The 22418-nt window shown below is 66.6% G+C and carries 21 protein-coding genes; 12 read left to right on the forward strand and 9 right to left on the reverse strand.

Features of this window, described 5'->3' with window-relative positions:
* Window positions 1–10 precede the first annotated feature (10 nt).
* Window positions 11–928 (forward strand): LysR substrate-binding domain-containing protein, encoded by a 918-nt coding sequence (locus tag ACTG4X_RS21475; protein WP_093055624.1) that lies wholly within the window; start codon window positions 11–13, stop codon window positions 926–928.
* 11 nt (window positions 929–939) lie between these two features.
* Here the strand turns inward: ACTG4X_RS21475 and ACTG4X_RS21480 are convergent, their stop codons facing one another.
* The 3 genes from ACTG4X_RS21480 to adh form a co-directional block, all read right to left on the reverse strand.
* The gene (locus ACTG4X_RS21480; RefSeq protein ID WP_093055623.1) at window positions 940–1506 is read right to left on the reverse strand and encodes an NADPH-dependent FMN reductase; all 567 of its coding nucleotides are present in this window, start codon (window positions 1504–1506) and stop codon (window positions 940–942) included.
* Window positions 1507–1723: 217 nt separating this feature from the next.
* Window positions 1724–2101 carry a DUF779 domain-containing protein gene (locus tag ACTG4X_RS21485; protein ID WP_093055621.1) on the reverse strand — a complete coding sequence of 126 codons (378 nt, stop codon included), beginning with the start codon at window positions 2099–2101 and terminating at the stop codon, window positions 1724–1726.
* Window positions 2101–3621 carry an aldehyde dehydrogenase gene (gene adh, locus ACTG4X_RS21490; RefSeq protein WP_440531861.1) on the reverse strand — a complete coding sequence of 507 codons (1521 nt, stop codon included), beginning with the start codon at window positions 3619–3621 and terminating at the stop codon, window positions 2101–2103. The genes ACTG4X_RS21485 and adh overlap by 1 nt, the downstream gene beginning before the upstream one ends.
* Window positions 3622–3836: 215 nt before the next feature.
* On the opposite strand from adh, the gene ACTG4X_RS21495 reads away from it, so the two are divergent.
* The 3 genes from ACTG4X_RS21495 to ACTG4X_RS21505 all read left to right on the forward strand — a co-directional run bounded on the left by ACTG4X_RS21495 (window position 3837) and on the right by ACTG4X_RS21505 (window position 8468).
* Complete coding sequence (locus ACTG4X_RS21495; RefSeq protein ID WP_440531862.1) at window positions 3837–5720, forward strand: sigma-54-dependent Fis family transcriptional regulator; 1884 nt, start codon at window positions 3837–3839, stop codon at window positions 5718–5720.
* A gap of 132 nt (window positions 5721–5852) precedes the next feature.
* Window positions 5853–6695: a class I SAM-dependent methyltransferase gene (locus ACTG4X_RS21500; RefSeq protein ID WP_093055615.1), complete on the forward strand. Its 843-nt coding sequence runs from the start codon at window positions 5853–5855 to the stop codon at window positions 6693–6695.
* Between the two features lie 174 nt (window positions 6696–6869).
* Complete coding sequence (locus ACTG4X_RS21505) at window positions 6870–8468, forward strand: glucan biosynthesis protein (RefSeq protein ID WP_093073292.1); 1599 nt, start codon at window positions 6870–6872, stop codon at window positions 8466–8468.
* A gap of 13 nt (window positions 8469–8481) precedes the next feature.
* On the opposite strand, the gene ACTG4X_RS21510 is transcribed toward ACTG4X_RS21505, so the two are convergent.
* On the reverse strand, window positions 8482–9399 hold the full coding sequence (locus tag ACTG4X_RS21510) for a LysR family transcriptional regulator (protein WP_093055611.1): 918 nt from the start codon (window positions 9397–9399) through the stop codon (window positions 8482–8484).
* Window positions 9400–9523: 124 nt separating this feature from the next.
* Between ACTG4X_RS21510 and ACTG4X_RS21515 the strand changes: the two genes are divergently transcribed.
* Window positions 9524–10276: a glucose 1-dehydrogenase gene (locus ACTG4X_RS21515; protein WP_093073290.1), complete on the forward strand. Its 753-nt coding sequence runs from the start codon at window positions 9524–9526 to the stop codon at window positions 10274–10276.
* A gap of 3 nt (window positions 10277–10279) precedes the next feature.
* Here the strand turns inward: ACTG4X_RS21515 and ACTG4X_RS21520 are convergent, their stop codons facing one another.
* Window positions 10280–10648 (reverse strand): FKBP-type peptidyl-prolyl cis-trans isomerase, encoded by a 369-nt coding sequence (locus tag ACTG4X_RS21520; RefSeq protein ID WP_176928807.1) that lies wholly within the window; start codon window positions 10646–10648, stop codon window positions 10280–10282.
* A 170-nt stretch (window positions 10649–10818) separates the two neighbouring features.
* On the opposite strand from ACTG4X_RS21520, the gene eat reads away from it, so the two are divergent.
* The 5 genes from eat (at window position 10819) to ACTG4X_RS21545 (ending at window position 16442) form a co-directional block, all read left to right on the forward strand.
* On the forward strand, window positions 10819–12246 hold the full coding sequence (gene eat / locus ACTG4X_RS21525) for an ethanolamine permease (RefSeq protein ID WP_093055605.1): 1428 nt from the start codon (window positions 10819–10821) through the stop codon (window positions 12244–12246).
* 13 nt (window positions 12247–12259) lie between these two features.
* Window positions 12260–13654, forward strand: a complete 1395-nt coding sequence (locus tag ACTG4X_RS21530) for an ethanolamine ammonia-lyase subunit EutB (protein ID WP_440531863.1) — start codon at window positions 12260–12262, stop codon at window positions 13652–13654.
* On the forward strand, window positions 13651–14433 hold the full coding sequence (gene eutC, locus ACTG4X_RS21535) for an ethanolamine ammonia-lyase subunit EutC (RefSeq protein ID WP_093055602.1): 783 nt from the start codon (window positions 13651–13653) through the stop codon (window positions 14431–14433). Before ACTG4X_RS21530 ends, eutC begins: the two co-directional genes overlap by 4 nt.
* Before the next feature lie 101 nt (window positions 14434–14534).
* A complete protein-coding gene (locus ACTG4X_RS21540; RefSeq protein WP_440531864.1) occupies window positions 14535–15803 on the forward strand; it encodes a haloacid dehalogenase-like hydrolase in 1269 nt (422 codons plus the stop codon).
* Between the two features lie 57 nt (window positions 15804–15860).
* Complete coding sequence (locus ACTG4X_RS21545; protein ID WP_093055598.1) at window positions 15861–16442, forward strand: peroxidase-related enzyme; 582 nt, start codon at window positions 15861–15863, stop codon at window positions 16440–16442.
* Between the two features lie 10 nt (window positions 16443–16452).
* On the opposite strand, the gene ACTG4X_RS21550 is transcribed toward ACTG4X_RS21545, so the two are convergent.
* Genes ACTG4X_RS21550 through ACTG4X_RS21560 form a run of 3 tightly spaced genes read right to left on the reverse strand, consistent with a single transcriptional unit; the run spans window position 16453 to window position 19544 of the window.
* Complete coding sequence (locus ACTG4X_RS21550) at window positions 16453–18204, reverse strand: phosphoethanolamine transferase (protein ID WP_093055595.1); 1752 nt, start codon at window positions 18202–18204, stop codon at window positions 16453–16455.
* 46 nt (window positions 18205–18250) lie between these two features.
* Window positions 18251–18853 (reverse strand): phosphatase PAP2 family protein, encoded by a 603-nt coding sequence (locus ACTG4X_RS21555; RefSeq protein WP_440531865.1) that lies wholly within the window; start codon window positions 18851–18853, stop codon window positions 18251–18253.
* Entirely contained in the window at window positions 18840–19544 is a 705-nt protein-coding gene (locus ACTG4X_RS21560) for a phosphatase PAP2 family protein (protein WP_440531866.1), read from the reverse strand. Before ACTG4X_RS21560 ends, ACTG4X_RS21555 begins: the two co-directional genes overlap by 14 nt.
* Window positions 19545–19685: 141 nt before the next feature.
* On the opposite strand from ACTG4X_RS21560, the gene ACTG4X_RS21565 reads away from it, so the two are divergent.
* A complete protein-coding gene (locus tag ACTG4X_RS21565) occupies window positions 19686–20360 on the forward strand; it encodes a response regulator transcription factor (RefSeq protein WP_093073278.1) in 675 nt (224 codons plus the stop codon).
* The gene (locus tag ACTG4X_RS21570) at window positions 20357–21712 is read left to right on the forward strand and encodes a sensor histidine kinase (RefSeq protein ID WP_440531867.1); all 1356 of its coding nucleotides are present in this window, start codon (window positions 20357–20359) and stop codon (window positions 21710–21712) included. Before ACTG4X_RS21565 ends, ACTG4X_RS21570 begins: the two co-directional genes overlap by 4 nt.
* Window positions 21713–21718: 6 nt before the next feature.
* On the opposite strand, the gene ACTG4X_RS21575 is transcribed toward ACTG4X_RS21570, so the two are convergent.
* Complete coding sequence (locus tag ACTG4X_RS21575; RefSeq protein ID WP_440531868.1) at window positions 21719–22417, reverse strand: M949_RS01915 family surface polysaccharide biosynthesis protein; 699 nt, start codon at window positions 22415–22417, stop codon at window positions 21719–21721.
* Window position 22418: the final 1 nt, after the last annotated feature.

The raw sequence follows: 22418 nt of genomic DNA on the forward strand, positions 1-22418 counted from the left end.
GAATCCGCCGATGCCCAGCCCGATCAACCCCGCCCGCGTCGACTTCGTGACGCTGCGCCTGTTCTGCGCGGTCGCGCAGTCGGGCAGCATCACCAAGGGCGCGGAGGCGTGCCACCTCGCGCTGTCGGCGGCAAGCCGGCGGCTTTCGGACTTCGAGGCAGCAACGGGATCGAAGCTGCTCGAACGCAGCGCGCAAGGCATCGCGCTCACGCCCGCCGGCCATGTGGCGATGCAGCATGCGATGCGGTTGTTCCAGGGCTTCGAGCAGTTCAGCAACGAGATCAACGACTACTCAAGCGGCGTGCGCGGCCACGTGCGGCTGTGGGCAAACATGTCGGCACTGACCGAGTTCCTGCCCACGACGCTCGCGACTTTTCTCGCGCAGCATCCCGACATCCGAGTGGAGGTCGAAGAGCAATTGAGCGGCGACATCGTGCGCGCACTGGTCGACGGGCTCGCCGACGTCGGCGTGTTCGCGGAGAACACGCCCGCCTATGGGCTCGACGTCGCGCCCTTCCAGACCGACGAGCTCGTGGTGCTGTGCGCAAAGCAGCATCCGCTGGCGCGCAGCCGAGTGAAGCAGGTCGACTTCAAGACCTGCCTCGCGCACGAATTCGTCGGCCTGAACCGCAGCAGTTCGCTGCTGGAGCTCACGTCGCGCGCGGCGGAGCAGGCCGGCATTCCGATGCGCCTGCGCGTGCAGGTGCGCAGCTTCGATGCGATGTGCCACATGATCGCAGCCAATCTCGGCATCGGCGTGGTGCCGCTGGCCGCGTGCAAGGCGCAGGTTGCGGCGCTCGATCTGAAGGTCGTGCGGCTGAAGGATGCGTGGGCCACGCGGCGGTTACTGATGGCGACGAAGATGGGGGCCACGCTCTCGCCCGCTGCACAACTGTTGGTGCGTCAGCTACTCGCCTCATCGACCTAGCGGGCGAAGACTCAGCCAGCCGCCATCCGCTTGACCGCCGCGATCCACTTCTCGAACGCCTTCATCTGGTCGCCGACGAACTTGCGCGTCGTCTCATCGGTGCAGTTGCCGTCCGCGTCGAACTTGCCGCCCGCGCCGCCGATGAAGACCTCGGGCTTCGCCAGCACCATCGCGTTCACGAACAACAGCACGCGGCGCAGGTCGTACTGAACGCGCGCGCCGCCAACCGGCCCCGGCGATGCCGACAGGATGGCCACCGGCTTGTGCGCGAAGGGCTGGTCTTCGCCGCGGCTGAGCCAGTCGATCATGTTCTTGAACCCGCCCGGAATCGAGAAGTTGTATTCGGGCGTGGCAATCACCACGCCGTCGGCGCGGCGGATGCGGTCGCGCAGCGCCTGCACCGATGCCGGGTAGCCCTTGGCGAACACGTCTGCGTCGAACACCGGCACCTCGCGCCATTCGACGACCTCCATGGCCATCGGCTCGGGCATCAGCGAGCCTGCGAGGTTCAGGGCGGCCCGGTTGATGGAGCCGGTGCGAAGACTGCCGCAGAGGCCGACGATGTCGAGGGTGCTCATTCGGTTTCCTGTTCTTGTGCTGGGGTTGGTGGTCGGCAACTATGGCGTCGGCCAGGTCACCGGGAAAGTGGTTTTCGCGGAAACCACATTTCCTTCAAACGGAAAAGTCCGGCGCGCAGCCGGACTCGGGGCGCGCTGATCTTCACGGGGTGCTCCTTGGAGATTGATCGAAAAACGCCCCCAGTCTATCTGCGCAACGCCCTCCCGCCTTCCCCTGCTACTTCGCCTCTTCGGCCTCCAGCACCGCCCACTCCTCGTCGGTGAAGAGCCGCGAGCGCGTCAGGAAGCGCAAGCCTTCCGGCCCCTCCAGCGAGAACATGCCGCCGCGCCCCGGCACCACGTCGATGATCAGCTGCGTGTGCTGCCAGTACTCGAACTGCGGCCCGCTGATGTAGAACGGCATGCCGCCGATGTGGCCGAGCAGCCGGTCGTAGTCGCCCACGATGAACTCGTCACGCCCGTAGCACATGGGCGCACTGCCGTCGCAGCAGCCGCCCGACTGATGGAACATCAGCGGGCCGTGCTTTGCGGCGAGCCTGTCGATCAACGCGAGCGCGGCATCGGTCGCGGTGACGCGCAGGACTTCGCCGGTCATCAGAAGAAGCCCAGCTTGTTCTCGCTGTAGCTCACCAGCAGGTTCTTGGTCTGCTGGTAGTGGTCGAGCATCATCTTGTGGTTTTCGCGACCGATGCCCGACTGCTTGTAGCCACCGAAGGCCGCATGCGCCGGATAGTGGTGATAGCAGTTGGTCCACACGCGGCCGGCCTGGATGCCCTTGCCCATGCGGAAGGCGCGGTTCATGTCGCGGCTCCACACGCCGGCGCCCAGCCCGTAGAGCGTGTCGTTGGCGATGGCGAGCGCTTCTTCCTCGTCCTTGAAGGTGGTGACGGACACCACGGGGCCGAAGATTTCCTCCTGGAAGATGCGCATCTTGTTGTGGCCCCTGAACACGGTCGGCTTCACGTAGTAGCCGTCGGCCAGGTCGCCTTCGAGCTTCTGGCGCTCGCCGCCGATCAGCACCTTCGCACCCTCCTGCTTGCCGATGTCGAGATACGACAGGATCTTCTCGAGTTGCTCGCTGGAAGCCTGCGCGCCGATCATCGTTGCCATGTCGAGCGGGCTGCCCTGCTTGATGGCGGCCACGCGCTTCAGCGCGCGTTCCATGAAGCGGTCGTAGATCGACTCCTGTATCAGCGCGCGCGACGGACAGGTGCACACCTCGCCCTGGTTCAGCGCGAACATGGTGAAGCCTTCGAGCGCCTTGTCGAAGAAGCCGTCGTCCTTGTCCATCACGTCGGCGAAGAAGATGTTGGGCGACTTGCCGCCCAGCTCCAGCGTGACCGGAATCAGGTTCTGGCTCGCGTACTGCGAGATCAGCCGGCCGGTGGTGGTCTCGCCGGTGAAGGCGATCTTGCCGATGCGGTTGCTCGACGCCAGCGGCTTGCCGGCCTCCACGCCGAAGCCGTTGACGACGTTCAGCACGCCCGGCGGCAGCAGGTCGCCGATGATTTCCATCAGCATCAGGATCGACACCGGCGTCTGCTCGGCCGGCTTCAGCACCACGCAGTTGCCGGCCGCCAGCGCGGGCGCCAGCTTCCACACGGCCATCAGGATCGGGAAGTTCCAGGGAATGATCTGGCCGACCACGCCGATGGGCTCGTGGAAGTGGTACGCGAAGGTTTCATGGTCGATCTCGCTGATGCCGCCTTCCTGCGAGCGGATGCACGAGGCGAAGTAGCGGAAGTGATCGATGGCCAGCGGCAGGTCGGCCGCCGTGGTTTCACGGATGGGTTTGCCGTTGTCCCAGGTTTCGGCGGCCGCCAGAACCGCCAGGTTTTCCTGCATTCGGTCGGCGATCCTGTTCAGGATGTTGGCGCGCTCGGTGGTCGAGGTGCGGCCCCAGGCGCCCTTGGCCTTGTGCGCGGCGTCGAGCGCGCGGTCGATGTCGGCCGCCGTGGAGCGCGGCACCTCGCAGAAGACCTTGCCGGTGACGGGTGTGATGTTCTCGAAGTACTGGTTGTCCACCGGCGCGACCCATTCGCCGCCGATGTAGTTGCCGTAGCGCTTCTTGAACGGCACCGCGGTACCGAATTTGCCCGGTTCGAGCATGTCCATGACTTTGTCTCCATATGCAAGGTAGTGGCGCCACGACATGCGGCGGCCCGCATGGACTACCGCAAGCCACATACCCGGCCGGATCGGGACATTCCCTAGGCACCTGCGCACTGCAAACCGATGCCGGAGCGGGTTTTCATTCGCAATCTGCGACATGTTCGCGCGAATATGGCGACTAGGATGTCGCACAAGGCGAAAACCTATCGGAGACACGCATGAGTGGTGAAGCGCATTTGCCATCGATCGGAGTGGATCAGGCCCGCGAGCTGTTCTTCGCGCAGGGCCGCGACCCTACGCCGTGGATCGCACCGCACATCTCGCGTTCCTGGCAGCGCAGCCGCCCGGTCGACCACCACGTGATCGACCCCGAGCCGATGGCGCTGGCATTGCTGAGCGAACGGCGCGAGCAGGCCATGCGGCTGCTGAACTGCGCGCAGCCCGAGCTCGACGGCCTTGCCGAGCATGCGGTCGGCAATGGCTGCGTGGTGATCCTGTCGGACGCCAGCGGGCTGATCCTCGAAGAGGTCGGCAGTGCCGACTTTCTGCCCAAGGCCGAGCGCATTGCGCTGCAGCCCGGCGTGGAATGGTCGGAGCACAACCGGGGCACCAACGCCATCGGCACCGCGCTGGCAGAGCGAGAAGCGCTGATGGTGCTGGGCGGCGAGCACTACCTGGCGCAGAACGGCGCGCTCGGCTGTGCGGCGGCGCCCATCTTCACCGGGCGCGGCGAACTGGCGGGCGCGCTCGACATCTCGGGCGAGACGGTGCGCGTGAACACGCATGCTCTGGGGCTGGTGCGCATGGCGGCGCAGCAGGTCGAGCATCGCATGATGCTGGCCGAGGCCGGCGGCCACGTGCTGCGCTTCCACGCGCGGCCGGCACTGATCGGCACCGCGCGCGAGGGGCTGATGGTGATCGAGGGCGGGCGCATCGTCGCAGCCAACCGTGTAGCGCTCGAACTGTTCAGCCGCTCGTGGGACGGCCTGCTCGACCTGGACGCCGAAGCTTTTCTCGGCGCGAACTGGCCGCGCATGGAGCACCGGCGCAACCTGCTGACGCTGCCGGGCGGGCGGCAGATCGCGATGGTGATGGAGCGTTCGAACACGCAGGATACAGCGCGTACCACCACTCGGCACGCCACGTCGTCCCCGGGCATGACCACTGAAGCCGACGACATACAACCGCTGCTGCACAAGGCTGTGCGGGTGCTGAACGAAGGCGTCTCCGTGCTGGTCAACGGCGAGACCGGCAGCGGCAAGGAAGTGTTCTCGCGCCGGCTGCATGCCGCGAGCCGGCGCAGCGCAGGGCCCTTCGTGGCGGTGGACTGCGCCTCGCTGCCCGAGACGCTGATCGAGTCCGAGCTGTTCGGCTACGAGGAAGGCGCCTTCACCGGTGCAAAGCGAAAGGGCATGGCGGGCCGCATCCGCGAGGCCCACGGCGGGGTGCTGTTTCTCGACGAGATCGCGGAGATACCGCTGCCCCTGCAGACGCGCCTGCTGCGCGTGCTCGAAGAGCGCGTGGTCACGCCGCTGGGCGGCGGCCAGGGCGTGGCGGTGGACTTCGACCTGGTCTGCGCCACGCACGGCCACCTGCCGGCACTGGTGGAGGCCGGGCGCTTTCGTGCCGACCTGATGTATCGCGTGGCAGGGTTCACAGTCGCCCTGCCGCCGCTGCACCAGCGCGGCGACCGGCACGCGCTGATCTCACGGCTGTTCCTCGAAGCGGGCGGCGCGGCCAAGCACCTGCGGCTGGAGAGCGATGCGCTCGAAGCGCTGGCCGCCTACCGCTGGCCGGGCAATGTGCGGGAGCTGCGCAGCACGCTGCGTGCGGTCGTGGCGTTGGCCGATGTGGGCGATTCGGTGACGACCGCCATGCTTCCCGCGCATCTGGTCGGCGCGTGGACTTCGCCGCCCGACGACGCGACGCCCCATGCCCTGCCACACACCGAACCGCTGATGAGCATCACACGCCACGCCATCGACGAGGCACTCAAAGCCTGCGATCACGACGTGGCGAAGGCCGCCCGCCGGCTGGATGTTCACCGCAGCACCATCTATCGCCATCTTGCGCGCCAGCGCGGCAAGCCCGAGGCACATTGACTGGACAGCCCGCAGGCTGAAGGCGCGGGCCTGCGCAGACATGCGCTTCTCACCCGCCGGCATAACCAAAGACTGACTTGCCCCGCAATGCCGGAGCGGCCAGACTTTGTGCATGGCCTCTCTTCCGCATCCATGACCACCGGCAGACGTGCACGGCGCCTGTCGGCCGTTCCTTCGACCTTGCGGATTCCCCTGGCCGCCCGGGCTTCGGGCGACGCGATGTTTCCGCAAGTGGCCGTGCGGGACGCATACGCCGCGGGCATCCTGGAGCAGATCCGCGACGACGGCCAAGCGCTGCCGGAAGACCGGGCAACCATCTATAGCATCCTCTCGCGCACCCGCCGCTTCCGCAGCCTGGCCCAGGACTTCCTCAAGCAGCACCCCGGCGGCCGCGTGGTGAACATGGGTTGCGGCCTTAGTCATTACTTCCAGTGGCTGGACGACGGCAAGTCCCACATGACCGACGCCGACCTGCCCGAGGTGCTCGAAATGCGCCGCGAGCTGATCCCCGAGACGAATGAACGCCACGACCTGCGCGAGCTCGACCTGACCGCGCCCGACTGGTGGGAACAGCTGGGCCTGCCGCGCAAGCGCAACGCTGCGCCGGTGTTCCTGTTCACCGAAGGCGTGCTGATGTACCTGAAGCCCGAACAGGTGCAGGCGGTGCTCGCCACCTTCGGCGAACGCGCGCCCGCAGGCTCGATGCTGGCCTTCGACGCCATGTGCTGGCTTGCGGTGGGGCGCGGAAGGCAGCATCCGTCGGTGCGCACGACCGGTGCAGAGTTCCTCTGGGGCATCCGTCGCTCTACCGAACTGACGCAGCCCCATCCGCGCCTGCAGCTGACCGACACTTACCGCGTGCTGGAAGGCATCGGCCTGCCCTACACCTTGTTCGCGCCGATGGTCATGCTGTTTCTCGGGGTGCCGCTGTATGCGCTCTACGCGCTGAAGGCGACAGACGTCGCCGATACATAAACGCACAATTTTGTGAAGTGCCGGCTTTGTCCGGCCCGCGCTGCGCGGAATGACTGACGCGGTGCGGCCCCGGGCCAGGTCAAGCTACCAGCTGTTCCCGGTCGCGGAGAATGCTCTATCGTCTTCGCTGCTTTTCTTTCTTCCCCCTCAAGATTCGCAACCCTCAAGAACCACATGCTTGATCGCCGATCCTTCCTTGCCGCCGGTGGTGCCGCTGCCGCACTCGCCGCCCTCGGACTGCCCCAGGAGGCACTGGCCGCCAACGGGCTGCAACTGAGCCAGCCCACGCCCTTTTCCTTCGACGCGTTGATCGCACAGGCGAAGTCGCTCGCCGCCAAGCCCTATGCGGCGGCCGCGCCACTGGCGCCCGAGGTGCTCGACCGCATCGACTACGACGCGCACGGCAAGATCAAGTTCGACCCCGCCAACGCCCTCTTCCGCGACGGGCCCGGCGCCTTCCCCGTTACCTTCTTCCACCTCGGGCGCTTCTTCCAGACGCCCGTGCGCATGCACGTGCTCGAGAACACCGACGGCGACGCATTTTCCCGCGAGGTGCTCTACAGCCCCACCTACTTCTCGATGCCGCCCGACAGCCCCGCGCGCGCGCTGCCGCCGGGCGCGGGCTTTGCGGGCTTTCGCCTGCAGGAAAGCCGCCTGGGCGACCAGAGCAAGCTCGACTGGCAGAAGAACGACTGGGTCGCGTTCCTCGGCGCCTCGTACTTTCGCGCTATCGGCGAGCTCTACCAGTACGGCCTGTCGGCGCGCGGCATCGCGCTCGACGTGGCAGTGCCCGACAAGCCCGAGGAGTTTCCGACCTTCACGCGCTTCTACTTCGAGACGCCGGCCGCCAACAACACCACGTCGATGACGGTCTACGCGCTGCTCGAAGGGCCGAGCGTCACGGGCGTGTTCAAGTTCATCATGCAGCGCGGCAAGGCCGTCATCATGGACATCGACGCGCGCATGTTCCTGCGCCGCGACGTGTCGCGCCTGGGCCTGGTGCCGCTCACGTCGATGTACTGGTACTCGGAAACCATCAAGCCCACGGCCATCGACTGGCGCCCCGAGGTGCACGACTCCGACGGCCTCGCAATCTGGAACGGCGCGGGCGAGCGCATCTGGCGCCCGCTCAACAACCCCACGCAGACGCGCGCCTCGGCCTTCGCCGACACCAAGCCGCGCGGCTTCGGCCTGCTGCAGCGCGATCGCGCCTTCGACCACTACCAGGACGGCGTGAACTACGAGAAGCGCCCGAGCCTGTGGATCGAGCCGCTGGGCGACTGGGGCGAGGGTTCGGTGCAGCTCATCGAGATTCCGACCGACGACGAGATCCACGACAACATCGTCGCCTTCTGGGTGCCCAAGGCCGATGCGAAGGCCGGGGCCAGCTACAGCCTGCAATACCGGTTGCACTGGACCGACCAGGAACCCTTTCCGTCGCCGCTTGCGCGCTGCGTGGCCACGCGCATCGGGCGCGGCGGGCAGCCGGGCCAGCCGCGTCCGCAGGGCGTGCGCAAGTTCATGGTCGAGTTCATCGGACAGCCGCTGCAGGCCGTGCCCTTCGGCGTGAAGCCCGAGGTGATGCTGACGGCGGCGCGCGGCAAGTTCTCGTACGTCTTCGCCGAGGCCGTGCCCAACGGCGTGCCGGGCCACTGGCGCGCACAGTTCGACTTCACGCCCGAAGGCAACGAGCCGATCGACATGCGCATGTACATGAAGAACGGTGACCAGACGTTGACCGAGACCTGGCTATACCAGTACCAGCCGGGCTGAAACCGCGGGCGCTTCAGCGCTTGCCGGCCTTGTTGTAGGGCGCGAAGAGTTCCACCGCCCAGTCCACGAACACGCGCAGCTTGGCGCTCAGGTGCCGGTTGGTCGGGTACACCACGTGCAGGGGATACGGCTCGGGCGCCCAGCCCTGCAGCACCTCGACCAGCGCGCCGCTGGCCAGGTAGGGCGCGGCCATCACATCGAAGGTCTGCGCCACGCCCATGCCGGTGAGCATCGCGCTCAGGTGCGCCGTGCTCTCGTTCACGCCCACCACTGTGTGGCCGTGGATCTCGATGCGCTCCTCGCCGCGCCCATAGCGCAGCGGAATCGGCCGGTTGCTCAGCGACGAGAAATAGCCCACCACGCGGTGCGTGCCGTCACCGAGGTCCGCAGGCGTCTTCGGCACGCCGTGGCGCTCCAGATAGGCCGGCGTGGCGCAGGTCACGAAGGGCAAGGTCGCGATGCGGCGCGCCACGAGCGACTGGTCGGTCAGCTCGCCCGCACGGATCACGCAGTCGACCGCATCGCCGATCAGGTTCACCGGCCGGTCGCTCACGCCGATCTCGAGTTCGATCTCGGGATAGCGCGCATGGAACGTCGGCAGTTGCGGAATCAGGATCATGTTGGCCAGCGAGGAGCCGACGTCCACCCTCAGCCGACCGCGCGGATTGGCCTGTGCGTTGGTGAGGTCGGACTCGATGTCTTCCAGTTCGGCCAGCACGCGCGCGGTGCGCTCGTAGTAGGCCGCGCCCTCGGGCGTGACCGTCACGCGCCGCGTGGTGCGCTGCAACAGCTTCACGCGCAGGTGCGTTTCGAGCTGCTGCACCATCTTCGTCACGGTGGGCTTGGGCATCTGCAGCGAGTCGGCGGCGCGCGTGAAGGTGCCGGCCTCGACCACGCGGGCAAACACGCGCATGGCGGTGATCTGGTCCATCGCCGGATTATTAGTGATCCGGAAATAAACAAATCCCGCGCGCCGTCTTGGTCCGCGTGGGGGTCGCGCCCAAACTTCCTTCCATCGACAACGCTGCATTGCAGCAACCACCAAGGAAGAAACCATGACCCTCAAGCTCGACGACAAGATCGCCCTCGTCACCGGCGGCACCAGCGGCATCGGCCTGGCCACCGCGCAACGCTTCGTGGCCGAAGGCGCGCACGTGTTCATCACCGGCCGCCGCAAGGCCGAACTCGACGCGGCCGTGAAGGCCATCGGGCGCAACGTGACCGGCGTGCTCGGCGACGTGTCGAAGCTCGAAGACCTCGACCGGCTCTACGCCACCATCAAGCAGGAGAAAGGCCGCCTCGACGTGCTGTTCGCCAACGCGGGCGGCGGCAGCCTGCTGCCGCTGGGGCAGATCACCGAGGAACACTTCGACAAGATCTTCGGCACCAATGTGCGCGGCCTGCTCTTCACGGTGCAGAAGGCGCTGCCGCTGATGCCCAAGGGGGCATCGATCGTGCTCAACGCATCGATCACCAGCATCAAGGGCAACCCGGCCTTCAGCGTCTACAGCGCGACCAAGGCGGCGGTGCGCAGCTTTGCGCGCAGCTGGACGGTGGACCTGAAGGACGCCGGCATCCGCGTGAACGCCGTGAGCCCGGGCGTGGTGCCGACCCCCGCCTACGACCTGCTGGGCCTCACGGCGGAGCAGGTGCAGGGCTTCGTCGAGGGACAAACCCAGAACATCCCGCTGGGCCGGGTCGGCACGCCTGACGAAATCGCCAAGGCCGTGGTGTTCCTGGCCTCCGACGACAGCAGCTTCGTCAACGGCGTCGAGTTGTTCGTCGACGGCGGCATGGCGCAGATCTGACGATCAGCGCTTGGTGACGGACACCAGCTCCACTTCGAAATTCAGCGTGGCGTTCGGCGGAATCACGCCGCCGGCGCCGCGCGAACCGTAGGCAATCGACGGTGGGCAGGTCAGCTTGGCCTTGCCGCCGGGCTTCATCTTCTGCACGCCTTCGGTCCAGCACGGGATCACGCCGTTGAGCGGGAACTCGGTGGGTTCGCCGCGCTTGTAGGAGCTGTCGAATTCCTTGCCCGTGTCGGGGAAGGTGCCGCGGTAGTGAACCTTGACCACGTCGGTGGCCGCAGGCGAAGCGCCGGTGCCTTCCTTGATCGACTGGTAGATCAGGCCGCTTGGCGTGGTCACGGGCGCAGATTGCGCGAACGCGGCGGGCATTGCAAAGACGGACACGAGAGCGGCACAGAAAAGAGACTTCACAAAACACCTCGAAGGTTGAGAGGCCCCGATTATGGCCAGCGGCCCATATCGGCCCATGCCGGCCTCGTTGGAACGGCCCTTGCTTTGCTGAATGTGCACTGTCAACATTCACGCAGAGAGGAAGCCGCATGAACTCCACCGAAGCCAGCACTGGCGCAGCAGCGCCGGCCCACACAGGCACCGGCCATCTCAAGAAAGTGCTCGGCCCCGTGCAACTCTGGGGCATTGCGGTGGGCCTCGTCATCTCGGGTGAGTACTTTGGTTGGAGCTACGGCTGGAACACGGCCGGCACGCTCGGCTTCCTGGTTGCCACGGTGCTGGTGGCCACGATGTACACCACCTTCATCTTCAGCTTCACCGAGCTCTCCACAGCCATTCCGCATGCGGGTGGTCCTTTTGCTTATGCGCGGCGCGCCTTCGGACCCAACGGCGGTTTTGTCGCGGGCTTTGCGACGCTGATCGAATTCGTCTTCGCGCCGCCGGCCATCGCGCTGGCCATCGGCGCGTACCTCAACGTGCAGTTCCCGGGCATCAACCCGAAGTGGTTCGCCCTGGGCGCGTACGTGATCTTCATCGCGCTCAACTGGGTCGGCGTGGGCATAGCGGCGGCCTTCGAGTTGTTCGTGACGGTGCTGGCCATCGTCGAGCTGCTGGTGTTCATGGGCGTGGTCACGCCGGGCTGGACCATGGCCAACTTCGTGGCCAACGGCTGGGCCGGCGGCAGCGTGCTGAACGGCGCGGCCATCTCGGGCATCTTCGCCTCCATACCGTTCGCGATCTGGTTCTTCCTCGCCATCGAGGGCGCGGCCATGGCCGCCGAAGAGGCGCGCGACCCGCACCGCACCATTCCCATCGCCTACACCACGGGCATCGTCACGCTGGTGGTGCTGGCCTTCGGCGTGATGATCTTCGCGGGCGGCGTGGGCGACTGGCGCAAGCTCGCCAACATCAACGACCCGCTGCCACAGGCCATGAAGGCGGTGGTGGGCGACAACAGTGGCTGGCTGCACATGCTGGTGTGGATCGGCCTCTTCGGGCTGATCGCTTCGTTCCACGGAATCATCATGGGCTACTCGCGCCAGATCTTCGCGCTGGCGCGCGCCGGTTACCTGCCGCGCTACTTCGCCGGCCTGAGCCCGCGCTTCGACACGCCGCACCGCGCACTGCTGGCCGGCGGCGTGATCGGCGTCATTGCCATCTTCAGCGATGAATGGGTGCAGTTCGGCGGCCAGACGCTCACTGCCAACATCGTGACCATGGCGGTGCTCGGCGCCATCGTGATGTACCTGATCTCGATGGCCGCGCTGTTCAAGCTGCGCCGCACCGAGCCGAACCTGCTGCGCACCTACCGCGCGCCCTTCTACCCGGTGTTCCCGGCCATCGCGCTCGGGCTCGGCGTGGTGTGCCTGGGTGCGATGGTGTGGTTCAACGGCATGCTCACGCTGCTGTTCATCGTGCTGATGGCCGCGGCGTACGGCTACTTCCTGCTGACATCGGCGCAGCGCAAAGCGGCCGCGCCCGACGAGATGCTGTCTTCTTCGACGACCTCCGCCTGACACCTGAAGAAAGATGCTGTATCGCACCACCATCGCCGACCAGGTCTTCGCCTTCGAAGACCTGCGGCAGGTCATGGCCTTCGCAAGCCCCGCGCGCTCGGGCGACTACCTCGCGGGCATCGGCGCGGCCACCGCGCAGCAGCGCATGGCCGCGCGCCACGTGCTGGCCGACACGCCGCTCAAGCAGTTCCTCACCGAAGCGCTGATTCCGTACGAGAGCGACAACATCACGCGCCTCATCATCGACAGCCACGACGCGCAAGCCTTCGCGCCGGTGTCGCACCTCACGGTCGGCGACTTCCGCAACTGGCTGCTGTCCGAGGCTGCCACCACCGCCACGCTCACCGCGCTTGCGCCGGGCCTCACGCCCGAGATGGTGGCGGCCGTGTCCAAGATCATGCGCAACCAGGACCTGGTGTCTGTCGCGAAGAAGTGCAGCGTGGTCACGCGCTTTCGCGACACCATCGGCCTGCCCGGCCATCTGGCCGTGCGCCTGCAGCCCAACCACCCGACCGACGACCTGCGCGGCGTGGCGGCCTCCACGCTCGACGGCCTGCTCTACGGCGCGGGCGATGCGGTGATCGGCCTCAACCCGGCCTCGGACAGCATGCCGGTGCTTGGCCAGTTGCTGCGCATGCTCGACGAGGTGATCCAGCGCTTCGAGATTCCCACGCAGAGCTGCGTGCTCACGCACGTGACCAACACGCTCAAGCTGGCCGAAGCCGGCGCACCGGTGGACCTGGTGTTCCAGTCGATCGCGGGCACCGAGAAGGCGAACCTCTCGTTTGGCGTAACGCCGGAGCTGCTCGACGAGGCCTACGCGGCGGCGCTGTCGCTCAAGCGCGGCACCATCGGTGACAACGTCATGTACTTCGAGACCGGCCAGGGCAGCGCGCTCTCGGCCAACGCCAACTTCGGCGTCGACCAGCAGACCTGCGAGGCGCGCGCTTATGCGCTGGCGCAGCGCTACAAGCCCTTTCTCATCAACACTGTCGTCGGCTTCATCGGGCCGGAGTATCTGTACGACGGCAAGCAGATCATCCGCGCCGGGCTCGAGGACCACTTCTGCGGCAAGCTGCTGGGCCTGCCCATCGGCTGCGACATCTGCTACACCAATCACGCCGAGGCCGACCAGGACGACATGGACACGCTTCTCGTGCTGCTGGGCACGGCGGGCATCAACTTCATCATGGGCATCCCGGGCGCGGACGACGTGATGCTCAACTACCAGAGCACCTCCTTCCACGACGCACTGTTCCTGCGCGAAACACTGGGCCTGAAGCGTGCGCCGGAGTTCGAAGCGTGGCTGCAGCGCATGCAGATCACCAATGCGGCCGGCCAGCTGGCACCGCCCTCTTCCAACCGGCTGCTGGCCGACATGAGCGGGCTGTCCGCACTCGCGTCATGAGCGATTCACCGGTCACCCCCAACCCATGGGCGCAATGGCGCTCGGCCACGCCCGCGCGGCTGGCACTGGGCCGCGCCGGCGCCGGCATGCCGACCGACGAGACACTGCGCTTCGGATGGGCGCATGCGATGGCCCGCGACGCGATCCACGCCGCGCTCGACGTCGATGCGCTTGAAGCCGCCTTGACCGCGCAGCGCTGGGAGGTCGCACGCGCACGCAGCCGCGCCGCGGACCGTACCGAATACCTGCGCAGGCCCGACCTCGGGCGCCAGCTCGATGAAGACGCCGCCACGCGCCTGCTCGGCGACCGGCGCTATGGCTGCGATGTCTGCGTGGTGGTCGGCGACGGGCTCTCCTCGCTCGCGGCGGCGCGTCATACGGTGCCGCTGCTCGCGGCATTGCGATCGCACCTGCCGCCCGACACAAGCTTTGCCCCCGTGGTCATCGCCACGCAGGCGCGCGTGGCGCTGGCCGACGAAGTGGGCGAACTGTTCGGCGCGGCGCTCTCGGTCATGCTGATCGGCGAGCGCCCGGGCCTCAGCTCGCCCGACAGCCTCGGCATCTACCTGACCCATTCGCCAAAGCGCGGCCGGCACGACGCCGAGCGCAACTGCATCTCGAACGTGCGCCCCGAAGGCCTGCCCTACGAAGTGGCCGCGTTCAAGCTGGCATGGCTGATGCGAGAGTCCCTGCGCAGGGGGCTGACCGGCATCGGGCTCAAGGACGAGAGCGATCTCGCGGTGCTTGAACAGCGCCAGGCGCCATCGCTCGCGCGCTGAGCACAACCCACAAGCGGCAACGCCAGAACTGTCACGAGCGCTTCGTACGCTCGTCATCGTCTTTTTTTGTCCAACGCATGCACTCAAACAGGAAAAAAGCAATGCAACGTCGCCTCCTTCTTCTCTCGCCAATTGCCGCTGCGATGGCTGCGGCCGGCTGTGCCAGCCTGTCGTCCTCCGCGGGGCCGGCCCTTTCGCCCGGCCACTGGGACGCCTTCAATCGTGCGCAGATCGAGAGCCTGATCGCCAGCCTCGGCAAGGGCAGCCCGGGTTACAACGCCGCGAAGCGGCCGTACGTGGTGTTCGACTGGGACAACACCAGCGTCTTCCTCGACATCGAAGAGGCTTCGCTCATCTACCAGCTCGAGAACCTCGTCTTCGGTGCCACGCCCGCGCAGCTCGAAGTGGCGCTGCGCAAGAACATCCCGAAGAAAGACTTCCTGCCCGCGTACAACAACGCGGCCGGCCAACCGGTGAACATCGACCGCGTGGTGCCCGACATCGTCGCGAGCTACACCTGGCTCTACCAGAACTACAGGGGCCTGAAAGGCGACCAGTCGCTGGCCGTGGTGGCACTGAGCCCGCACTACGGCGCATTCACCACCAAGGTGCGCTACCTGTACGAAGCCATCGGCGACACCTTCGACCACGACACGGCCTACCCGTGGGTCACGTACCTCTTTGCCGGCATGACCGAGGCGCAGGTGCGCAAGCTCACGGCCGACACGGTGGCATGGCAGCTGAAGGAGCCGGTCGCCAAGGTCAAGTGGACTTCGCCCACCGCGCTGCCGGGCCGCGCGGGCGTGGTCTCGGTGAGCTGGAAGAACGGCCTGCGCCTGCAGCCCGAAATGCAGGAGCTGTACGCCGCCTTCCGCAACGCGGGCTTCGACGTGTGGGTGTGCTCGGCATCGTTCGTCGATGTGATCAAGGAGATCTCGTCGAACCCCGCCTTCGGCTACAACAATCCGCCCGAGCGCGTGCTCGCGATGGAGCTGGAGCGCGATGCCAGCGGCGTGATCCAGCCCGAGTTCCGCCGCGGCTACGACCAGACGCAGGGCCCGGGCAAGACGAAGAACATCCAGCGCTTCCTGGTCAGCAAGTACGGCTACGGCCCGAGCTTCGTGGCCGGCGACAGCGAAGGCGACCAGAACATGATGGCCGACTTTGCAGACACGAAGAAGGTGCTGATCGTCAATCGCCTGCGCGACCCGAAGACCGACATCGGCAAGTTCTCGGCCATGGCAGTGCAGAACTACGGCAAGGCCGACACGCGCTACCTGCTGCAGGGGCGCGACGACAACACGGGCTCCTGGGTACCCTCGCAGCTGCACACGCCGCTGGGTGCAGCACAGGGCAAGGCGCTGAAGTAAACGCGGCGCACCGCGGGCGGTTGCCTATGATCCTGGCATCGAACACCAGGAGACAACATGACAACGGCCCGCTACCCCCTTGCCGAACTGAAAGACCTGCCCGAGGACATCCGCACCGCGATCCTCGCCGTGCAGGAAAAAGCCGGCTTCGTGCCGAACGTGTTCCTCGGCCTCGCGCGCCGCCCCGCCGAGTGGCGCGCGTTCTTCGCGTATCACGACGCGCTCATGCTCAAGGAAGAAGGCTCGCTCACCAAGGGCGACCGCGAGATGATCGTCACTACCACCAGCGCGGCCAACCAGTGCCTGTACTGCGTGGTGGCGCACGGCGCGCTGCTGCGCATCTACGAGAAGAAGCCGCTGGTGGCCGACCAGGTGGCGGTGAACTACCGCAAGGCCGACATCACGCCGCGCCAGCGCGCGATGCTCGATTTTGCGATGAAGGTCTGCGACCGCTCGCACGAGATCGACGACAGCGACTTTCCGCCGCTGCACGCCCACGGCTTCGACGACGAGGACATCTGGGACATCGCGGCCATCACCGCCTTCTTCGGCCTGAGCAACCGCCTGGCCAGCTTCAGCGGCATGCAGCCGAACAACGAGTTCTTCCTCATGGGGCGGTTGCCCCGCGAGAAGAAGTAGCCGGGCCCGCTCAGGCCTTCGCGCGGCAGGATGCGAGGGCGTCCAGTGCCGGCTTGTAGGTGGGCGTGGTCACGTCCATCACGCCAAGCACCGTGTGATACAGGTTATCGTGCGTGAGCGGCGCATCGAGCCCCGCCTCCATGCACGAGCGCGAGAGCTTGCGCCGCTCGCTCATGCCTTCGCTGAACCACGTGACCATGGGCACGTGCTTCTGCGCCTCAGGCGCGAAGCTGTAGGGCACACCGTGCAGGAACAGGCCGTACTCGCCGAGCGACTCGCCGTGGTCGCTCACGTACAGCATGGCCGGGTCGTACTGCTTCGATTGCGCCTTGAGCCAGTCGATGGTCTGGCCGAGGAAGCGGTCGGTCTGCACGATCGAGTTGTCGTACACGTTCATCAACTCGGCGTGGCCGCACTCGGCCAGCGCATTGGTCTTGCACTCGGGCAGGAAGCGCTTCACATCGGCCGCCGAGCGCTTGTAGTAGGCCGGGCCGTGGCTGCCCATCTGGTGCATCACCAGCACGATGCCCTTGGCGCGGCGCTCGGCCGGCAATGCGGCGATGCGCTCGTCCAGGCCCTTGAGCATCACGTCGTCGAGGCATTCGTCGCCGTCGCACAGAGCCTTCTTCGTGGCGGCATCGAGGCCGTCGAAGGCCGAGGCGTTCGGAATGCGGGTGCAGACGTCCTTGCAGCCAGCCTGGTTGTCGAGCCAGAACACGGCCAGCCCGGCGGCCTGCAGCACGTCGACCAGGTTCTCGTAGTCGTCCTTGCGCGATTCGTAGCCCTGCTTGCCCAGCGGCGAGAACATGCACGGTACCGAGGCCAGCGTATTGGTGCCGCAGGAATGCACGTCGCGGTAGCTCAGCACGCCGCGCTTGGCCAGCTCGGGCGTGGTGTCGCGCGCATAGCCGTTGAGGGCGAAGTGGTCGGCGCGGGCCGTCTCGCCCACCACCACCACGAACAGCGGCGGCTTGGTCTGGGCCGCATAGCTCGCCCCCAGCGCCGTGCCGGCGGTGATCGGAATCAGCTTGCCGCTACGCTTGAACAGCGGCTTGATGAGCAGCGAACCCGTGGAATAGAGGGTTGCGATGGGGTTCATCATGTAGCGCAGATGAACGTTGTTGCGCATCAGCGGCGCCAGCTCGCGGTTCATGGACACCGCCGCGCCGAGCGCCACGACCACCGACAGCAGCAGCAGCGCCACGTTGCGCCATAGCTTCGACAGGATGCCCATCGGCGCGACGCGCACCCGCCACAGCAACCAGGCCGCAGGCAGCACCACCACGCCCACGTTGAAGGCCATGCGCCAGCTCAGCAGGTCGCGCGCCTCGTTCGGGTCGGTCTGCAGCGCGTTGGCGATCATGGTCGGGTCCATCACCACGCGGTACTCGAGCATGTAGTGCTGCACCACCGCGGCCAGCACGACCACGGCGAGCCACAGCGGCTTCATCCAGCGTGACCAGGCTGTGAGCGACAGCATGGCCGCCGAGCCGCACAGCGTGAGCAGGCTCATGACCACGATGGTCGACATGTAGGTGCTCGGCGCACCACCGATGCGGGCCAACTCGTTCCACAGCGGCCAGTTGGTGGTCAGGACGAGGTAGAGGCTGAGCCACAGGACGACCACGGCGGCCGAACGCGGCCGCTCCAGCCAGAGATTGAAGCGCACCCACGGGCTGCCGGAGGCAGGCGAGTGTGGCGTTTTGGAGTCAGAAGTACCCACCCGCTGCAATGGGGCGGGAGCGATTCGCGAAACAGACATGCGGCGAATGTAACGAACCCGCCTGAAGGGAGCCTGAACTGACTATTCAGTCAGTGTTCAGGCTGGCCCTGCGCATCCTCAGCATCCTCATCCTCGCCCGCTGCCGCGTCACGAAAGCACCGCTGGAAACGGCCAGGCTCAGCGGCCGGCTCACGCCGCGTTCCACCACGATCGACACCAGCGCACCCAGCATCGCCGCCGCCACGATGTCGGAGGGGAAATGCAGGCCCAGGTACACCCGGCTCCACGCCACCACGGCGGCCACCAGCAGCGCCGCCAGCATGGGCCAGCGAGAAGGCAGGCACCAGAGCGCAAAGGCCGCGGCAAAGGTGCCGGCCGCATGCAGGCTCGGGAAACCGGGCCGCACGCCCTGCGGCACCCACTGGATGCCCAGGCCATAGAACGCAGGCCGGGGAATCGGCGCCACCGCACGGATCATGTTCACGATCAGCCACACGGCCAGCACGCTCATCAGCACCGTGAACAGCGCATAGCGCCAGCGCCGGCTGAACAATGCGCAGACCCCGATGCCGAGCGTCAACAGAGCCGGCAGCAGGTCGGAGGAAAACTCGGCGAAGCCCAGGCTCCACGCCGGCACCGACATGCCCGCGTTGATCAGCCTGAACAGCGCGAAATCAAGATCCTGCATGTGCGGGCACCGCCGGCCTCACTGCGCGCGAGCCGAAGCGCGTTACCGCCACCTCGATGGCGAAGCCCACAACCCAGCAGACCCAGGCCGTCCAGAGCGTGTGGCTCATGTAATGGGCGCCGCGCAGCTGCTGCGACACACCCAGCACGAGCCCTGCAACCAACGCAACCCCCAACCAGATTGCTGCAGCGCGGGACGACACCCGGCGCAGCACGAAATACCCGCCTACGTAGGCGAAAGCAGCCGACGCGTGGCCGGCCGGGAAGCACCCGCCGGGCCCGCCGTCGTCGACGCCCCACGACCAGTGCGACACGTAGCGCGCCATACCGCCGAACTCTTGCAGGTCCCAGGGGCAGCTGGTGTGGCTGGCATGCTTGAGCAGGCTGACCGCAATCACCGAGAGCAGCACGGTCAGGGCCAACTGCACGCGGCTACCGGTGCTCAGGCGGCGCAGCAGGCCGAAGGGCCAGCGGATCGCGGCGAACAGCGTGATCACGAGCACCCAGCTCAGATTGCGGGCGCCTTCATGCATGACATGAACCATGAAAGGGTTTTCGCGCAGGGGAAAACCCATATGGGAACCCGCCATGCGCGCCAGCATCAGATCCCCGCCCGTCGCGTCCCACGCCATCAGTGCAACCAGTGCGATAAGGGTCAGAACCCCCAGACGAAAATTGGGAAAGCGAGTCATGGACGAAGGCAGGACTGAAAAACAGTCGCGAGCCTACGTTTGCGGAATGAACCGAGCCTGAAGCAAGATGAACCGAACCTGACTGAAAGGCCCGGTGCAACTCGGTGACGCTAGACTGCAATTTTTCTTGGAAAGACATGCGTGCGCATATTGCTGGTCGAAGATGACAGTGCATTGGCAGATGCCGTCTGCAGCTATCTGTTGGCCAAGGCTTTCGTGGTCGACGTGGCGCCCAGCCTGGCCGACGCGCGCGGCGCCCTGCTCTCGGTGCAGTACGCAGCCGTGCTGCTCGACCTGCACCTGGGCGACGGAGACGGCCTCTCGCTGCTGCCGCAGATCCGCGCCCTGCCCGAGCGCCCCATCGTCATCGTGCTGACGGCCCGCGACCAGGTAACAGACCGCATCCGCGGCCTGGACGCCGGCGCCGACGACTACCTCATCAAGCCCTACGACCCTGCCGAACTGCTTGCGCGCCTGCGCGCGGTCGAGCGGCGCCGCAGCTCCAGCAGCTCGCCGGTGCTGCACCTCGGCACGCTCGAGATCGACCTGGCGCACGACATGGTGCGCAAGGACGGCTCGCCGATCACGCTGACGCAGAAGGAATGGGCGCTGCTGCGCGTCATGGCCACGCGGCCCGAGCGCATCCACACGCGCGAGAACCTCGCCGATGCGCTGTACGGCTTCGGCGACGAGGCCGACAGCAACACGCTAGAGGTCTTCATCAGCCGCCTGCGGCGCAAGCTCGGACGCAGCCACATCCAGACACTGCGCGGCCTCGGCTACCGGCTGTCGTTCTCCGCGGACGACGACGAATGAGTGCCTCCAGCTTCGCGGCCGGCCGCGACTCGCTCGCCGGCCGGCTGACCCGCACGCTGATCGTCTGGGTCGGCGGCGTGTGGCTGCTGTGCGTGTTCGCCGTGGTCTGGTATGTGGACCGCGAGATCAACCACAACTTCGACAACGAACTGGTCGAGGTCTCGCACCGCATGTTCGCAATGGCGGTGCAGGAACTGGAAAAGCTGCAGCACCCGGGCCAGGAGCCGCCGCGCGAACCGCTGATCGCGCCCAAGCAGCTGTTCTCGGAAGATGCGGTGATCTACCAGATCGTCGATCTGCACGAGCATGTGATGCTGCGCTCCGCCGAGGCGCCCGCGGACACCTTCGACGTGCCGCTGGCCGCCGGCTTCGCGAACAACCCGACTTGGCGCATCTACACCGTGCGACACCCGACGCTGGGCCTGTTCTTCCAGGTGGCGGACCCGCTCGACGAACGCCGCCACGCCCTCAACCGCACGCTCTTCGGCCTGATCATTCCGCTCGGCGCAGTGCTGCCGCTGCTCGCGCTGGTGTTGCGCAACGTGGCGCGCACCGAGCTGCGGGTGCTGCAGGATCTGGCCGGCGAGATCGAGAAGCGCAGCGGCGCCGACCTTAGCCCGATCGCCCTGCCCGGCGGGTTGCCCAAGGAGCTGCGCACCGTCGGCGATCACGTCAACAGGCTGCTGGAGCGGCTGTCTCACTCGCTCGACGTGGAGCGCGCCCTGGCGGCCAATGCCGCGCACGAGCTGCGCACGCCGCTCGCCGCCGCCCGCCTGCGGCTGCAGACCGCTCTGGAGCACGACCTGCAGCGCAACGACGTGCAGGCCGCGCTCGATGCGCTACGCACCCTCAGCCATCGCGCCGAAAAGCTGCTGCAGCTGTCGCGCGCGGAATCGGGCGCCTCGCTCGCGCGCACGCAGGTCGACCTGGTACAGCTTGCCGGCACCGTGGCGCAGGAGTTCTGGCAAGACCCGCAGAATGCCGAGCGGCTCATGCTCAAGGTGCCCGACAGCGTCGTGCCACTGGCCCTCGGCGACGTCGATGCTCTCGCAATTGCCCTGCGCAACCTGGTGGAGAACGCGCTGCGCTACGGCGGCGGCCGCGTCGTCATCGAGGTGATGTCGCCTTGCACCCTGGCCGTGCGCGACACCGGCCACGGCGTTACCCCCGCGCAGCTCGAAACCCTGCGCGAGCGCCACGTGCGCCACAGCTCCGACCGCGCGGGCTATGGCCTGGGCATCTCGATCGTGGGCACCATCGTCGAGAAGCACGGCGCGAAGCTCGAACTCTCGTCACCGCCCGTGAGCGCGGCGCACGGCTTCGAGGCGCGCATCGTGCTGCGACCGGCCTGAGCCTCTTCAGCGCCGGGCAGCTTCCTTCTTCGGCACAAAGCCATAGGAGTTGTCGAAGCCGAACTGCCCGGCGTCGTACATCGCCTTCATCTTCTTCACGAGATGCCGCTGCACCGGCTTGGGCAACGCAAAGTAGTTGTCATTGGCGGTGGTCTTGCGATCGCCGTCCAGATGACCGGTGATGGCGTGGATCGTCGCCTTGCGGCCCAGATGGAAAGCGACGATCTTGATGCGCCCCACGTAGTCGTCGTTGTCGATGTGATCGGCGTCAACGGGGTTGAAGAAGCGATACACGAGGATCGGGTCGACCAGCCCGTCGCCGTCGATGTCCGCGAGTTCGATGAGCTTCGAGCGAAAGTTGACGCCGGCCTCGTCCTTGTTGGCGAAGTCGCGGATCGACCATTCACGGGTCAAAGTGTTGTCGCCGCCCACCTTGTAGAGCGAGGCCTGGATGGCCGAGGACAGCAGTTCCCCGTCGTATGGCTCGTCCTGCTTTTCGCCGAGCAGCAAGACGTAGCTGCCCGACTTGTCGGGGTAGCAATAGCGCTTGAATGCGGGGAGTTCAAGCCCAGCCTTCTTCAGCGCCTCGGCGCTCACGTACGGCGCATTGGCTGCGCATTCGTTCTTGCCGGGTAGGCCTATCTGGGCGTGGCTGCCGGTGACAAGCAATGCCAGGAGCGTTAACGCCAGGAGCTTCCGCTTCATC

This window comes from Variovorax sp. YR566, from assembly GCF_051992195.1.
Lineage (GTDB): Bacteria > Pseudomonadota > Gammaproteobacteria > Burkholderiales > Burkholderiaceae_C > Variovorax.

Excerpts from the sequence above, each read along its gene's own strand:
- ACTG4X_RS21475 (WP_093055624.1), top strand. The coding sequence starts at position 11 with ATGCCCAGCCCGATCAACCCCGCCCGCGTCGACTTCGTGACGCTGCGC.
- ACTG4X_RS21480 (WP_093055623.1), bottom strand. The coding sequence starts at position 1,506 with ATGAGCACCCTCGACATCGTCGGCCTCTGCGGCAGTCTTCGCACCGGC.
- ACTG4X_RS21485 (WP_093055621.1), bottom strand. The coding sequence starts at position 2,101 with ATGACCGGCGAAGTCCTGCGCGTCACCGCGACCGATGCCGCGCTCGCG.
- adh (WP_440531861.1), bottom strand. The coding sequence starts at position 3,621 with ATGGACATGCTCGAACCGGGCAAATTCGGTACCGCGGTGCCGTTCAAG.
- ACTG4X_RS21495 (WP_440531862.1), top strand. The coding sequence starts at position 3,837 with ATGAGTGGTGAAGCGCATTTGCCATCGATCGGAGTGGATCAGGCCCGC.
- ACTG4X_RS21500 (WP_093055615.1), top strand. The coding sequence starts at position 5,853 with ATGACCACCGGCAGACGTGCACGGCGCCTGTCGGCCGTTCCTTCGACC.
- ACTG4X_RS21505 (WP_093073292.1), top strand. The coding sequence starts at position 6,870 with ATGCTTGATCGCCGATCCTTCCTTGCCGCCGGTGGTGCCGCTGCCGCA.
- ACTG4X_RS21510 (WP_093055611.1), bottom strand. The coding sequence starts at position 9,399 with ATGGACCAGATCACCGCCATGCGCGTGTTTGCCCGCGTGGTCGAGGCC.
- ACTG4X_RS21515 (WP_093073290.1), top strand. The coding sequence starts at position 9,524 with ATGACCCTCAAGCTCGACGACAAGATCGCCCTCGTCACCGGCGGCACC.
- ACTG4X_RS21520 (WP_176928807.1), bottom strand. The coding sequence starts at position 10,648 with ATGCCCGCCGCGTTCGCGCAATCTGCGCCCGTGACCACGCCAAGCGGC.
- eat (WP_093055605.1), top strand. The coding sequence starts at position 10,819 with ATGAACTCCACCGAAGCCAGCACTGGCGCAGCAGCGCCGGCCCACACA.
- ACTG4X_RS21530 (WP_440531863.1), top strand. The coding sequence starts at position 12,260 with ATGCTGTATCGCACCACCATCGCCGACCAGGTCTTCGCCTTCGAAGAC.
- eutC (WP_093055602.1), top strand. The coding sequence starts at position 13,651 with ATGAGCGATTCACCGGTCACCCCCAACCCATGGGCGCAATGGCGCTCG.
- ACTG4X_RS21540 (WP_440531864.1), top strand. The coding sequence starts at position 14,535 with ATGCAACGTCGCCTCCTTCTTCTCTCGCCAATTGCCGCTGCGATGGCT.
- ACTG4X_RS21545 (WP_093055598.1), top strand. The coding sequence starts at position 15,861 with ATGACAACGGCCCGCTACCCCCTTGCCGAACTGAAAGACCTGCCCGAG.
- ACTG4X_RS21550 (WP_093055595.1), bottom strand. The coding sequence starts at position 18,204 with ATGTCTGTTTCGCGAATCGCTCCCGCCCCATTGCAGCGGGTGGGTACT.
- ACTG4X_RS21555 (WP_440531865.1), bottom strand. The coding sequence starts at position 18,853 with ATGCAGGATCTTGATTTCGCGCTGTTCAGGCTGATCAACGCGGGCATG.
- ACTG4X_RS21560 (WP_440531866.1), bottom strand. The coding sequence starts at position 19,544 with ATGACTCGCTTTCCCAATTTTCGTCTGGGGGTTCTGACCCTTATCGCA.
- ACTG4X_RS21570 (WP_440531867.1), top strand. The coding sequence starts at position 20,357 with ATGAGTGCCTCCAGCTTCGCGGCCGGCCGCGACTCGCTCGCCGGCCGG.
- ACTG4X_RS21575 (WP_440531868.1), bottom strand. The coding sequence starts at position 22,417 with ATGAAGCGGAAGCTCCTGGCGTTAACGCTCCTGGCATTGCTTGTCACC.